General features: G+C 59.0%; 10 protein-coding genes. All 10 read left to right on the top strand.

The features are described 5' to 3' along the window. Positions 1 to 2,645 (top strand): sigma 54-interacting transcriptional regulator (locus B5E84_RS13840; protein WP_087223742.1); only part of this gene is annotated, 2,645 nt, incomplete at its 5' end. A gap of 65 nt (positions 2,646 to 2,710) precedes the next feature. Further along, positions 2,711 to 3,331, top strand: a complete 621-nt coding sequence (locus tag B5E84_RS13835) for a bifunctional 4-hydroxy-2-oxoglutarate aldolase/2-dehydro-3-deoxy-phosphogluconate aldolase (RefSeq protein WP_087223740.1) — start codon at positions 2,711 to 2,713, stop codon at positions 3,329 to 3,331. 10 nt (positions 3,332 to 3,341) lie between these two features. Next, entirely contained in the window at positions 3,342 to 3,803 is a 462-nt protein-coding gene (locus B5E84_RS13830; RefSeq protein WP_087223738.1) for a PTS sugar transporter subunit IIA, read from the top strand. A gap of 22 nt (positions 3,804 to 3,825) precedes the next feature. Beyond that, positions 3,826 to 4,104: a PTS sugar transporter subunit IIB gene (locus B5E84_RS13825; protein ID WP_087223736.1), complete on the top strand. Its 279-nt coding sequence runs from the start codon at positions 3,826 to 3,828 to the stop codon at positions 4,102 to 4,104. 31 nt (positions 4,105 to 4,135) lie between these two features. Then, positions 4,136 to 5,491: a PTS galactitol transporter subunit IIC gene (locus B5E84_RS13820; protein WP_087223734.1), complete on the top strand. Its 1,356-nt coding sequence runs from the start codon at positions 4,136 to 4,138 to the stop codon at positions 5,489 to 5,491. Between the two features lie 43 nt (positions 5,492 to 5,534). Further along, entirely contained in the window at positions 5,535 to 7,169 is a 1,635-nt protein-coding gene (ilvD, locus tag B5E84_RS13815; RefSeq protein ID WP_087223733.1) for a dihydroxy-acid dehydratase, read from the top strand. Positions 7,170 to 7,344: 175 nt separating this feature from the next. After that, entirely contained in the window at positions 7,345 to 8,181 is an 837-nt protein-coding gene (locus B5E84_RS13810) for an HAD family hydrolase (RefSeq protein ID WP_087223731.1), read from the top strand. Between the two features lie 51 nt (positions 8,182 to 8,232). Further along, a complete protein-coding gene (locus B5E84_RS13805; protein ID WP_087223729.1) occupies positions 8,233 to 8,811 on the top strand; it encodes a sigma-70 domain-containing protein in 579 nt (192 codons plus the stop codon). 1 nt (position 8,812) lies between these two features. Then, positions 8,813 to 9,457 (top strand): histidine phosphatase family protein, encoded by a 645-nt coding sequence (locus tag B5E84_RS13800; protein ID WP_087223727.1) that lies wholly within the window; start codon positions 8,813 to 8,815, stop codon positions 9,455 to 9,457. 183 nt (positions 9,458 to 9,640) lie between these two features. After that, complete coding sequence (locus tag B5E84_RS13795) at positions 9,641 to 13,405, top strand: phosphoribosylformylglycinamidine synthase (protein ID WP_087223725.1); 3,765 nt, start codon at positions 9,641 to 9,643, stop codon at positions 13,403 to 13,405. Positions 13,406 to 13,557 lie beyond the last annotated feature (152 nt).

Raw genomic sequence — 13,557 nt, 5'->3', positions numbered from 1 at the left:
CCCCAGGAACCGTTTCCCCGCCCCAGGATGCGGCCTGCGGCGGCGCCGTCCCGCCCCGGAGCATTTCCCCATCCCAGGATACGGCTCCCTCATCCGGGGCCGTCCCGCCTCCCGCCGCCAGCGTATTTGCCCGTTTCATCGGCTGGGACGGCAGCATGAGCCGGCAGATCAAGAAGGCCCAGGCGGCGGTCTTATATCCGCCAAACGGCATCCACACCCTGATCCACGGCCCCTCCGGCGTGGGAAAGAGCTTTCTGGCGGAGCTGATGTACCAGTACGCCAGGACCACCGGCAACTTTAAGCCCAATATGCCCTTTTACCAGTTCAACTGCGCCGACTACGCGGAAAACCCCCAGCTTTTGCTGGCCCAGCTGTTCGGCTACCGGAAAGGGGCCTTCACCGGGGCCACGGAGGAGAAAAAGGGAATTGTGGAGCAGTGCGACGGAGGCATCCTGTTTCTGGACGAGGTGCACCGCCTTCCCCCCGAGGGCCAGGAGATCCTGTTTTACCTGATGGACAAAGGGAAATACCGCCGTCTGGGCGAGGTGGAGGTGCAGCGAAAGAGTCAGGTGATGGTCATCGCGGCCACCACGGAAAACCCGGAGAGCGCCCTGCTCCTCACCTTCCGCCGCCGGATTCCCATGGAGCTTTCCATCCCGCCGGTGAGCGAGCGGCCATGGCCGGAAAAGATGGCCCTGATCCAGGACACCTTCATGCAGGAGTGCCAGCGCCTGAAGAAACGGCTGGCGGTGCCCAAGGAGGTGCTGCGCCGGCTGATGCGCAAAGACTACCCCGGAAACGTGGGAGAATTAAAATCTGTGGTTCAGGTGCTCTGCGCCAAGGCCTTTCTGGAGCACCGGTCCGAGGACGGGGAAGAAATCCCAGTGGACGAGGAGCTGCTGGCGGACGGCATGGAACACTCCATGTTTTCCGTGCTGCCGGCGGAGGCGGAAAAGCTTTGCAGCCGCGACATGGTCTTTTCCTACGACGAAAAGCCGGTCTACGCCCCGCAGCGCCGGGAGGACGGAAATCTGTACGAGGAGCTGGGGCAGCAGTACGACGCCATGCGGGCCAAAGGGATCGCCAGCCAGGAGATCGAGGAGATCCTCTATGACCGGTTAAACAGCCAGATGTCCCGGTACGTAAAAGAGGCGGGAGAGAGCGGTTTCAGCAGAGAGGAGCTTTTGGGCATCGTGGGGGAAAACTACGTGCAGATGGCCACCGATCTCTACACCTTTGCGGCAGAGCGGCTGCCAGGCTTAAGCGATCAGATGATCTTCCCCCTGGCCATCCACCTCCACATGGACCAGCAGCGGCTGCGGCCGGGAAACCGGCGGGAGGGCCGGGAGATCCGCCTGGAAAACGTGCGGGAAACGTACGCGGCAGAGTACGAGGTGGCCGCGGAGGCCGCCGCCTGGGCGGGGAAGAAATACTACGTGGAGTTTACCCAGCAGGAAATATTGTTCCTCACCATGTACTTCCAGAAATTCCGCCGCGAGGCCGCCAGAAAGGACGGGAAAATCAAGGTGCTGGTGGTCTCCCACGGACCGGTGGCCAGCGGGATGCTCCAGGTGGCCAACACCATCATGGGCGTGCGATACGGGGAGAGCCTGGATTTTGACCTGTCAGAGCCGGCCGCCGGGATGCGCCCGGCGGTGGTGCGGAAGGTGCGGGAGATGGACGAGGGAAAGGGCGTCATCGTCCTGGCGGACATGGGCACCCTGGTAAACGTGCGGGAGGATCTGGAGGAACTGCCCTTTAAGACCGCCCTCATCGGCCGCACCGACACCATGATGGTCATAGAATGTATCCGCCGCACCCTGTGGACCGACGACAGCCTGGAGGAGATCGTGGAGGAGCTGGACGACCGGCGGGCCTTCCGGGAGAGCGTCCGGCCGGATCACCAGAAAAAGAAGGCGGTGGTCTGCCTCTGCATGACGGGGGACGGCGGGGCCGTGCTCTTAAAAAACCACCTCCAGGAGCGGCTAAAGAGCTGCCTGGGGGATGTGGAGATCCTCACCAGAGGTTATTTAGAGGAAACGGACGCCGCCCATATAATAAGGAAACTGTCCAGATCCTACCGGATCCTGGCAGTGGTGGGCACCCTGACGGTGGAGCTGGAGGACTGTTTCTTCATGCCCTACAGCGAGGCCCTGACGGCTGAGGGGATCAAAAAGCTGCGCAAGGTCATCAAAAAGACCACCCAGTTTGAGAACAACTGCCTGTCCCAGGTCATCACTGAGGAGAATATCCACGTCCACAGCGGCCGCCTGGAGAAGGAGCAGGTGATCGACGAGGCCGTGGAGATCATGGTCCGCCAGAAGGCGGTGCGGCCGGAATTCCTCTTGAGCGTGTACAAGCGGGAGGGAATGATGACCACCTTTTTAAAAGGCGGGATCGCCATCCCCCACGGAGCTCCAAATTTAGTTACAAAATCAGTCATCAGCGTTACAAAATTAGACACGCCCATTGTGTGGGACGGGGTCAACATGGCGGATCTCATTTTTGTGATCGCGTTGAATGAAAATTCCAGACAGATTTTTGAGCAGTTCTATTCGATTATTTCCGATGAAACCGTCATTTCCCAGATCCGGGAGTGCGGGGACAGCCAGGAAATTCTAAAAATTCTTTGTAAATCTACATAATTGGTCAGAAATTGGCACCTTTCTTGCTTTTATATACAGTGAAAAAGCAAGAAAGGAGCAGACCAATGGAGATCAAACAGTTTCCCAAAATTACCGTTATCCTGAGAGGATATACATACGAGCAGGTGAGATGCGTGGTGAAAAATCTGGTGGGGACCAGATTAAACGCCGTGGAGATCACCACCAACTCCCCGGATGTGTTTACCACCATCCGCAAGATTTCTGAGGAGTTCGGCAAGGATGTATACGTGGGAGCCGGCACGGTCTTAAACATGGAGCACGCGAAAGCGGCTGTGGAGGCCGGATCCACCTTCCTGCTGTCGCCCATTATGCTGGATCAGGAGATCCTGGACTTCTGTAAGGAAAAAGGCGTGATCAGCGTCCCGGCTGCCTTCAGCCCCTCAGAAGTGTGGAAGATGGCACAGGGCGGCGCCGACATCGTGAAAATCTTCCCGGCGGGGCGGGTAGGCAGCCAGTATTTTGCCGATGTGCAGGCCCCCTTAGGAAAGCTGCCGCTTATGGCGGTAGGCGGGGTAAACGGAGAGAACGTCCAGGAGTATCTGGACAAGGGCGCCTCGTTTGCGGGCATCGCGTCCGGCATTTTTAAGAAAGAGGACATCCTGAACCAGAACGAGGAGGGAATCCGGGAGTCCATCCGGCAGTTTGAGGAAAGGGTTCAGTGGTAGAGGAGAGTATATGGAAGGAATCAAATTTGACAGCAGACAGGTACTGATGCTTACGGGAATGGAAAATGACGAGCAGGTCCTGTCGGCGGTGGCAGATGCCATGTGTGAGATGGGCCTGGTAAAGGATACCTACAAGCAGGCCATACTGGACAGGGAGAAAGAATTTCCCACCGGCTTAAATACCGGTGGCTGCAACATTGCCATCCCCCATGCGGACGTAACCCATGTAAATGAGGCGTCCATCTGCGTGGGAATTTTAGAGGAGCCGGTGATGTTCCACGCCATGGACGAGCCGGATGACTTAATCCCGGTGAAAATGGTGATTATGCTGGCCCTCAAGGAGGCTCACAGCCATCTGGATATGCTCCAGAAAGTGGTGGAGCTGATCCAGGACCAGGCACTGGTAAAACAGATCGTGGAGACGAAGGAAAAGGATACGGTCTGCCAGCTTTTAAAAGAAAAATTATTATAATAAATTTCAGGAGGAATGAATCATGAAACGAGTATTAGTAGCGTGCGGAAACGGAATTGCAACATCCACAGTGGTAGCCACCAAGATCAGAGAGGCCTGCGAGAACCATGGCGTTCCGGTAACGGTAAGCCAGTGCAAGCTCCTGGAGGTAGAGTCCAAGGCAGACGATTTTGACCTGTTAGTAACCACCGGAAAATTCACCGGCGGCAGCGTGTCCGTTCCCGTTGTGGGAGCCATCAACCTGCTGACCGGCATCAACGAGGATGCTACGCTGGAAGAAATTCTGGGCTATTTAAAATAAACAAACTTGTGGTTAGGGAGGGATAACCAATATGAGTATCTTTTACGCGATTTTTAACACGATTATGGACGCGGGAGCGACCGTCATGCTTCCCATCATTATCACCATCATCGGGCTTATCTTTGGAGTAAAGCTTTCCAAGGCGTTCCGTTCCGGTCTGACCATCGGCATCGGCTTTGCCGGTATCAACCTGGTGATCAACATGATGAAAGCGGACCTGGGCCCGGCGGCACAGGCCATGGTAGAAAACTTCGGCATTCAGCTGGACGTGCTGGATGTGGGCTGGGGCGCCATCGCGGCCGTTACCTGGTCTTCTCCCATCATCGCCATCCTGATTTTTGCCATCCTGGCGACGAACATTATCATGCTGGCGTTAAAGGCCACCGACACCATGGACGTGGACATCTGGAACTACCACCACATGGCCATCGTTGGCATCATGGTATACTACGTGACCAAGAGCATTCCTCTTGGAATCCTGGCATCCGTGATCATGGCAGTGATCACCTTCAAGCTGTCTGACTGGACGGCCCCCCTGGTAGAGGACTTCTTCGGCATCCCCGGCGTGTCCCTGCCCACCGTGTCCGCCCTGTCTTCCGTGCTGATCGCCGTTCCCATGAACTGGCTGTTAGACAAGATTCCGCTGTTTAGAAACTCCAAGCTGACGGTGCGCAACGCTCAGAAATACCTGGGATTCTTCGGTGAGCCGGCGATCCTGGGCCTGATCCTTGGCTGCGGCATCGGCGCTCTGGCCAGATACGACGTGTCCAAGATCCTGTCCTTAGGCGTTTCCATGGCGGCAGTTATGATTTTGATCCCGAAGATGACATCCCTGTTCATGGAAGGCCTGATGCCCATCTCCGAGGCAGCGAAGAATTTCACCCAGAAACGGTTTAAAGGCAGAAAGTTCCTCATCGGACTGGATGCGGCCGTTGTAGTAGGTAACCCGGATGTTATCACCACATCCCTGATTGTAATCCCGCTGACCATCTTTATGGCAGCCGTGCTTCCCGGAAACCGGATGCTGCCCTTCGCGGATCTGGCAGTTGTAACCTTCCGCGTGGCCATGGTAGTAGCTATCACCAGAGGTAACCTGTTAAAGAACATCGTCATGGGACTTGTCAGCACGGGAACCATCCTGTACGCGGGAACTATCACGGCCCCGGTGCTCACCAGCCTGGCCCAGTCCATCGGTCTGGACATCGCGACGGACGGAACCATGATCTCCTCCTTCGCGGCTACCAGCTTACAGCTCAGCTTCCTGGTATACGAGGCCTTTATCACCAACCCCATCATCTTCGTGCCTCTGCTCATCGTAGTATTCGCGGCGATCTGGGTTCTGGTGGAAAAGAGAAACAAAAAGAAAGCTGCCGCGGCAGCAGAGTGATCCCCTCGGGTCACAATCATGAGAGAGAAAGAAGGAAATCCATATGGAAAGAGCCATTGACCGGATCGAACCGTTTCAGAGGGCCATCGCGAAGGCCCATCTGGCCTCAGCCGGCATCTCCATCGACGCTTTGGACCACAAGCCCCTGATCGCTGTCGCCAACAGCTGGAATGAGATCTGCCCCGGCCACGAGCCGTTAAAGCAGCTGGCAGAGGAGGTAAAGAAGGGGATTCTGGAGGCCGGCGGAGAGCCCATCGAGTTTAACACTGTGGCCATGTGCGACGGCATCGCCCAGGGCAGCCCGGGAATGCGGTACTGCCTGCCCCACAGGGAGATCATCACCGACTCCATCGAGGCCATGGTGGCGGGAGAGGGCGTATTTGACGGAATCGTATTCCTTGGGGCCTGCGACAAGATTGTCCCGGCCATGTTAAACGCCGCCGCCCGCCTGGACCTGCCGTCCATCCTGGTGACCGCAGGACCCTGCGTTCCCAAGATCAAGCCCAGCCAGTCAAAGGAGCTGCGCCAGCGTTTCCTGCGGGGCGAGATCACGGAGCGCCAGCTGATTGAGGGAACCTTAAAATACTACACCGGCCCCGGCATCTGCCCGTTCTTAGGCACTGCCAACACCATGGGAGCCCTCTGTGAGTCCCTGGGCATGATGCTGCCGGGAGGCAGCCTGATCCCGTCGTCCACCAGCATGAGACGGTTCTCCGCCAGAAAATCCGGGGAAGTGCTCATGAAGATGGTGGAAAACCAGGTGAAACCGTCCCAGATCATGACGAAAAACGCTTTGGAGAACACCGTCACCCTGCTCAGCGCCCTGGGCGGATCCTTAAACGCCATGATCCACCTGCCGGCTCTGGCAGCGGAGCTGGGCCTTTCCCTCACCTGGGAGGAGATCGCCAAGATCACCTCCAAGACACCGGTGCTCACCGCCATCGTGCCAAACGGCGACGAGACGGTGGTGGACCTGCACTTTGCGGGAGGCGTTCCCGCGGTGATGAAGGAGCTGGCCCCGGTACTCCACTTAGAGGAGAAGGCGGCGGACGGCCGCACCTGGAGAGAGGTATTGGCTGAGACGGAGGATGGAGACAGAACCACCATCCACACCATGGCCGATCCCATTTCCAAAGCCGACGGCATCCAGGTGCTCTACGGAAACCTGGCTCCCGACGGCGCTCTGGTGAAGACCTCCGCTGTGCCGGAGGACTACCGGGTATTTACCGGGACGGCCAAGGTGTTTGACAGCGAGGAAGACTGCTACGTGGCATTCCGGGAGAAACAGATCCACGAGGGAGACGTGCTCATCGTCCGCTACGAGGGCCCCAAGGGCGGCCCCGGCATGAAGGAGCTGCACCGGATCACGGAGATCATCAAGGGGATCCCCGGCACCGCCGTCATCACCGACGGACGGTTCTCCGGCGCCAGCGGCGGCTTAAGCATCGGCTACCTGTGCCCGGAGGCGGCAGAGGGCGGCCCCATTGCCCTGGTGAAGGACGGAGACAAGATCTTTGTGGACTTAAAGAAGGAGATCCTGCACCTGGAAGTGACGGATGAGGAGCTGGAGGCGAGACGGAAGGCCTTCGTTCCGCGGCAGGCCCGGGCAGAAAAGGGACTGCTGAAACGGTACGCTCAGACGGTAAACTCCGCCAAGACGGGAGCTACGGTGATCTGATGAAACATGGGGAATGCCTGCGTGACAGCCTGGTCACGCGGGCATTCCCTTTCTGTATATCCGGCAAAGCCAGGCCCGTTTCCGCAGAAAGGAAAACGCGCCCGGGCGGGGGAATGAAACGCGAAACAGCGGCCCATGCGGGAGACAAAAAAGACAGAGTTAGGAGGAGAGACATATGGAGCGCAGGGTAAAATTAGTGGCGATGGATCTGGACGGAACCCTCCTTCGGGACAGCGAGGAGGTGACGGAGCGGGGGCGGAAAGCCCTGGCGGCGGCCATGGACCGGGGCATTCTGGTGGTTCCGGCCACCGGACGGACCTACACCCAGCTGCCGCCTGCCATCCGAAACGGCGGCATGAGATACGGCATATTATCCAACGGGGCGGTGATCATGGACCTTCTGGAGAAACGTCCCGTGTGGTCGGGGGGCATCCCGGTGAGCACCGTGCTCCGGCTTTTAAAGGGGGTAGAGCCCTGGGATCCCATTTTCGACGTGTTCGTGGACGGCTGCGTGTTCACGGAAAAGCGGAACCTGGAGCGGCTGGACGATTTCGGCCTGCCGGATTCCGTGAAACGGCTGGTGCTGCGGACCCGGTATCCCGTGGACGATATGGAACAGTTCTTAAGAAACCTGGGGACGGACAAGATACCGGAGCGGTTAAACCTCTACTGCCTGGAGCGGGAGCCGGTCTGCCGCTACCTGGAGAGCCAGGCGGGGCTGACGGTCACCACCTCCCTGGGAGGAAATGTGGAGGTCACCGGGGCCGGGGTGGGAAAGGCGGAGGCCTTAAAAACCCTGGCGGGCCTTCTGGAAATCCCCATGGAGCAGACCGCCGCCGTGGGGGACAATGAGAACGATCTGACCATGATCCAGGCCGCCGGCCTGGGAATCGCCATGGGGGACGGCAGCCGGGAGGTGCGGCTGGCCGCTGACTGGGTCACCGGCACGAACCGGGAGGACGGGGCTGCCGCCGCCCTGGAAAAAATCCTCTGCGGCTCTCCTTTTACTTGAAAATTGCCGGCCCACCCGCTATACTGGTTACAGCAAAGGAGTGAATCAGAAATGTACGATGATTTTTACCAGATGTATCTGGAGGAGCTGGAGGCAGTGGCGGAGGCCGGCCCGGAGGAGGAGCTGTCCCTTTTGGAGCGGCTGGCGGCAGGGGATGTCTCTGCCAGAGAGCGGCTCATAGAGGGAAATTTAAAGCGGGTGCTGGAGTACGCGAAGGAGTACGACGGCCGCGGCCTGCCCATGGGAGACCTGGTGCAGGAGGGGAATATGGCCCTCACCGCCCTGGCCATGGAGTATGAGAGCGGCGCCTTCCAGGAGCTTTTGCGGGAGCGGGTGCGCGCCTGCATCGAGGCAGCCCTGGAGGAGCAGCGGATGGAGGCGGAGATCGAGGAGAACGTGGCCGCGCGGGTAAACGTCCTCCAGGAGGTGTCCCGGGTGATGGCAAAGGAGCTGGGCCGGGAGGCCACCGTGGAGGAACTGGCGGCGAAGATGAAGATGACCGAGGATGAGATCCGGGACATCATGAAGGTGACCCTGGACGCGGTGAATGTGGGAACCGCCATGAGGATGAATCTGGACGGGGACGGAAACGAGCCGGAGAGCGATCCCTTCGGCCTGGAGGAGCCATAAGATGAAACTGTACCTGATACGCCACGGCCAGACGGACTGGAACGTGGCAGGAAAGATCCAGGGATGCCACGACATCCCCTTAAACGCCACTGGAAAACGGCAGGCGGAGTATCTGGCGGAAGGGATGAGCCGCCGCCCGGTGACCCACATTTTTTCCAGCCCCCAGAAACGGGCCCTGGAGACGGCCCAGGCCATCGCCGGACGTCAGGGCGTGGGCGTCACCGCCCTCTCCGGGCTGCGGGAGGTGGAATTTGGCGGCTGGGAGGGCCTGACCTGGAAGGAGATCGAGGCTAAAGACCCGGAGCGGTATGCCAAATGGGTGGAGACGCCGGCCAAGGTGACGCCCCCCGGCGGGGAATCCCGCGCCCAGATCATGGAGCGGGTGGGAGCTGCGGTGGAGGAGATCCTGGCGGCAGCGAAGGGGGACGTGGCCGTGGTGTCCCACGGGGCGGCCCTGGTCTACGCCATCGCCTATATGCTGCGAAACGAGGTGGAGCACCACGAGGAGACCATTGTAAAAAACGTGAGCATCACCACCATGGAATACGACAGGGCCAGCGGCCATTTCCGCCTGCTGGAGGCCAACGACGTGAGCCATCTGCCCGCCTCCCAAAAAGAGGCCAGGCCGGGAGTGGTTACCTTTTAACCGGAACACTCTATTGATTAATACACCTAATTTATGTAATAAGATATATTAATTTTACTAATTTACTTACACTATGCTATGATAAGGGCAGATGATGAGAATGACGTCACCTGCCCATTTCGTTTTCCGGCCGTCCAGGCGCGGGATCGGGGGCGGGTCCCCACAAAGAACAGGAGGAAACCTATGAGCGTAAAGCGGATATATGTGGAAAAAAAGCCGGAGTTTGCCGTAAAGGCGAAGGAGCTTCGGGAGGAGATTGAGAACTATCTGGGGATCAGCGCCGTCACCGGTGTGCGGGTGCTGATTCGCTATGACCTGGAAAATCTGTCCGAGGCCGTATACCGGGAGTCCCTGGGGACGATTTTTTCCGAGCCGCCGGTGGACGAGTGCTACGAGACGGAATTTCCGAAAAACGAGGGGGATGCGGTGTTCTCCGTGGAGTACCTGCCGGGCCAGTTTGACCAGCGGGCCGACTCCGCCGTGCAGTGCGTCAAGCTCTTAAAGGAGGACGAGGAGCCGGTGATCCGCACCGCCACCACCTACGTCATCTCCGGCGGCCTGACCCCGGAGCAGGTAAACGCCGTAAAAGCCTTCTGCATCAACCCGGTGGATTCCGGCGAGGCCTCCGAGGAGATTCCGGACACTCTGGTGACGGAATTTGACGTGCCGGAGGATGTGAAAACCCTGGACGGTTTCTGCGGCCTGGGAGAGGAAGATTTAAAGGCTTTGTACCAGTCCTTTAACCTGGCCATGACCTTTAAGGACTTTAAGCATATTCAGAACTATTTCGCAGGCGAGGAGAAACGGGATCCGTCGGTGACGGAGATCCGGGTGCTGGACACCTATTGGTCCGATCACTGCCGCCACACCACCTTCTCCACGGAGTTAAAGAACGTGTCCTTCACCGACGGCGAGTACCGGAAACCCATCGAGGACACCTACAACCAGTACCTGGCGGACCGTGAGGTGATCTACAAGGGCAGAGACGACAAATACGTCTGCCTTATGGACCTGGCCCTCATGGCCATGAAGAAACTGCGGGCAGAGGGCAAGCTGGAGGACATGGAGGTGTCCGAGGAGATCAACGCCTGCAGCATCGTGGTGCCGGTGGAGATCGACGGAGTGACAGAGGAGTGGCTGGTGAACTTTAAAAACGAGACCCACAACCACCCCACGGAGATCGAGCCCTTCGGCGGCGCGGCCACCTGCCTGGGCGGCGCTATCCGCGATCCCTTATCCGGCCGTACCTACGTGTACCAGGCCATGAGAGTGACGGGAGCGGCAGATCCCACCAGGCCTCTTTCCGAGACCTTAAAGGGCAAGCTGCCCCAGAAAAAGCTGGTGACGGGAGCGGCCCACGGCTACAGCTCCTACGGCAACCAGATCGGCCTTGCCACCGGCTACGTGAAAGAGATCTATCATCCCGGCTACGCGGCCAAGAGAATGGAGATCGGCGCCGTCATGGGCGCGGCTCCCAGAAAGAACGTGATCCGGGAAACCTCCGATCCGGGAGATGTGATCATCCTGCTTGGCGGACGGACCGGCCGCGACGGCATCGGCGGAGCCACCGGCTCCTCCAAGGTGCACACGGAGGAGTCCATTGAGGTCTGCGGCGCGGAGGTGCAGAAGGGAAATGCCCCCACGGAGCGGAAGATCCAGAGAATGTTCCGCCGCCCGGAGGTGAGCCGCATTATCAAAAAGTGCAACGATTTCGGCGCAGGCGGCGTGTCCGTGGCCATCGGCGAGCTGGCTGCCGGCCTGGTGATCGACTTAGATCAGGTGCCGAAGAAATATGCCGGCCTGGATGGCACGGAGATCGCCATTTCCGAGTCCCAGGAGCGCATGGCCGTGGTGGTGGACCCGAAGGATGTGAAGGAATTCTTAGGCTATGCCGAGGAGGAGAACTTAGAGGCGGTGACCGTCGCCACGGTGACGGAGGAGCCGAGACTGGTGATGGACTGGAGAGGAAAGACCATCGTAAACATCAGCCGCGCCTTCTTAGATACCAACGGCGCCCATCAGGAGGCGGACGTCACCTTAGAGGTGCCCGGCAGAGAGGGAACCCTCTTTGACCGGAAGGACGTGGGAGACGTTCGGGAGACCTGGTTAAAGCTGTTAGGCTCCTTAAACGTCTGCTCCCAGAAGGGCCTGGTGGAAATGTTTGACGGCTCCATCGGCGCCGGCAGCGTGTTCATGCCCTACGGCGGAAAATATCAGCTGACGGAGACCCAGACCATGGTGGCCAAGCTCCCGGTGCTGGAGGGCCACACGGATACGGTGACCATGATGAGCTACGGCTTTGACCCCTATCTCTCCAGCTGGAGCCCCTACCACGGAGCGGTGTACGCGGTGGTTTCCTCCATCGCCAAGATCGTGGCCGCCGGCGGAGACTACTCCAAGATCCGTTTTACCTTCCAGGAGTATTTCCGTAGGATGAGCGAGGATCCGAAACGGTGGAGCCAGCCCTTCGCGGCCCTCTTAGGCGCCTACGCGGCTCAGATGGGCTTTGGCCTGCCCTCCATCGGAGGAAAGGACAGTATGTCCGGCACCTTCAACGACGAGCAGCACGGGGAGATCAACGTGCCCCCGACCCTGGTATCCTTCGCCGTGGACGTGGCCAGCCACAAGGACATCATCACCCCGGAGTTTAAGCGCCCCGGCAGCAAGATCGTGGTGTTTGCCATTGAAAAGGACGAGTACGACCTGCCGAAATACGACAGGATCATGGAGGGCTACGGAAAGCTGCGCCAGGACATCCAGGCGGGCCGGATCATTTCCGCCTACGCGGTGGAGCGCCACGGCATGGCAGAGGCTGTGAGCAAGATGGCCTTCGGAAACAAGCTGGGCGTAAAGATCGAGCACAACGTGGATCCCAGAGACTTCTTTGCCCCCGGCTGGGGAAATATCGTCTGCGAGGTGCCGGACGGCAAGGTGGGCGAGCTTGCCATCACCTACACCGTGATCGGTGAAGTGACAGACAGAGGCTGCCTGGAGTACGGAAACGTGTCCATTTCCCTGGACGAGGCCTTACAGTCCTGGAACGCCACCTTAGAGAAGGTGTTCCCCACCCGCTCCGGCGTGAAGGAGGAGGCGGTGGAGCGTCCTCTCTACCACGCGGATTCCATCGCTGTGTGCGGCCACAAGCTGGGCCAGCCCACGGTGTTCATCCCGGTGTTCCCCGGCACCAACTGCGAGTATGACAGCACGAAGGCCTTTGAGCGGGCCGGCGCCAGGGTGGTGACGAAGGTGTTTAAGAACCTGACGGCAGACCACATTCGGGAGTCTGTAGAAAGCTATAAAAAGGAGATCGCGAAAGCCCAGATCGTCATGTTCCCCGGCGGTTTCTCCGCGGGAGACGAGCCGGAGGGCTCCGCGAAGTTCTTCGCCACCGTGTTCCGCAACCAGGTGATCAAGGAGGAGATCGAGAAACTCTTAAACGAGAGGGACGGCCTGATGCTTGGCATCTGCAACGGATTCCAGGCGCTGATCAAGCTGGGCCTGGTGCCGGAGGGCGCCATCACCGAGCAGCGCCCGGACAGCCCCACCCTGACCATGAACTCCATCGGACGCCATATTTCCAAGATGGTGTACACCAAGGTGGTGTCCGACAAGTCCCCGTGGCTGGCGGGAGCGGAGCTTGGCGGCGTGTACTGCAACCCGGCGTCCCACGGCGAGGGTCGGTTTGTGGCCAATGAGGAGTGGTTAAAGAAACTCTTTGAGAACGGCCAGGTCGCCACCCAGTACGTGGACGACAAGGGCAATGCCACCATGGACGAGTACTGGAACCCCAACGGCTCCTACATGGCCATCGAGGGCATCACCAGCCCGGACGGCCGGATTCTCGGCAAGATGGCCCACTCCGAGCGCCGTGGCGAGGCTGTGGCCATGAACATTTACGGAGAGCAGGATTTGAAGATCTTCGAGAGCGGCGTGAAGTATTTCCTGTAATGGATCCAATCCATCAGAGGATTTTGCCCGTGGGAGACGGGAAATAAACAGTAAGAAAAGGCGGTATGGCTGTGAGTGGTTTAAGCGCGCGGCTGTGCCGCCTCTTTTGTTTTTTCGCTCGCAGCTTTTCTGTTTTAGCAGGACAGGGAACC

It is taken from the genome of Lachnoclostridium sp. An14, from assembly GCF_002160755.1.
Lineage (GTDB): Bacteria > Bacillota > Clostridia > Lachnospirales > Lachnospiraceae > Lachnoclostridium_A.
The sequence above is the reverse complement of the archived record's forward strand: the minus strand, read 5'-3'. Positions and strand labels throughout refer to the sequence as shown.

What these genes read in the sequence shown, in the direction of transcription:
- B5E84_RS13835 (WP_087223740.1), top strand. Translation starts at nt 2,711, where the DNA reads ATGGAGATCAAACAGTTTCCCAAAATTACCGTTATCCTGAGAGGATAT.
- B5E84_RS13830 (WP_087223738.1), top strand. Translation starts at nt 3,342, where the DNA reads ATGGAAGGAATCAAATTTGACAGCAGACAGGTACTGATGCTTACGGGA.
- B5E84_RS13825 (WP_087223736.1), top strand. Translation starts at nt 3,826, where the DNA reads ATGAAACGAGTATTAGTAGCGTGCGGAAACGGAATTGCAACATCCACA.
- B5E84_RS13820 (WP_087223734.1), top strand. Translation starts at nt 4,136, where the DNA reads ATGAGTATCTTTTACGCGATTTTTAACACGATTATGGACGCGGGAGCG.
- ilvD (WP_087223733.1), top strand. Translation starts at nt 5,535, where the DNA reads ATGGAAAGAGCCATTGACCGGATCGAACCGTTTCAGAGGGCCATCGCG.
- B5E84_RS13810 (WP_087223731.1), top strand. Translation starts at nt 7,345, where the DNA reads ATGGAGCGCAGGGTAAAATTAGTGGCGATGGATCTGGACGGAACCCTC.
- B5E84_RS13805 (WP_087223729.1), top strand. Translation starts at nt 8,233, where the DNA reads ATGTACGATGATTTTTACCAGATGTATCTGGAGGAGCTGGAGGCAGTG.
- B5E84_RS13800 (WP_087223727.1), top strand. Translation starts at nt 8,813, where the DNA reads ATGAAACTGTACCTGATACGCCACGGCCAGACGGACTGGAACGTGGCA.
- B5E84_RS13795 (WP_087223725.1), top strand. Translation starts at nt 9,641, where the DNA reads ATGAGCGTAAAGCGGATATATGTGGAAAAAAAGCCGGAGTTTGCCGTA.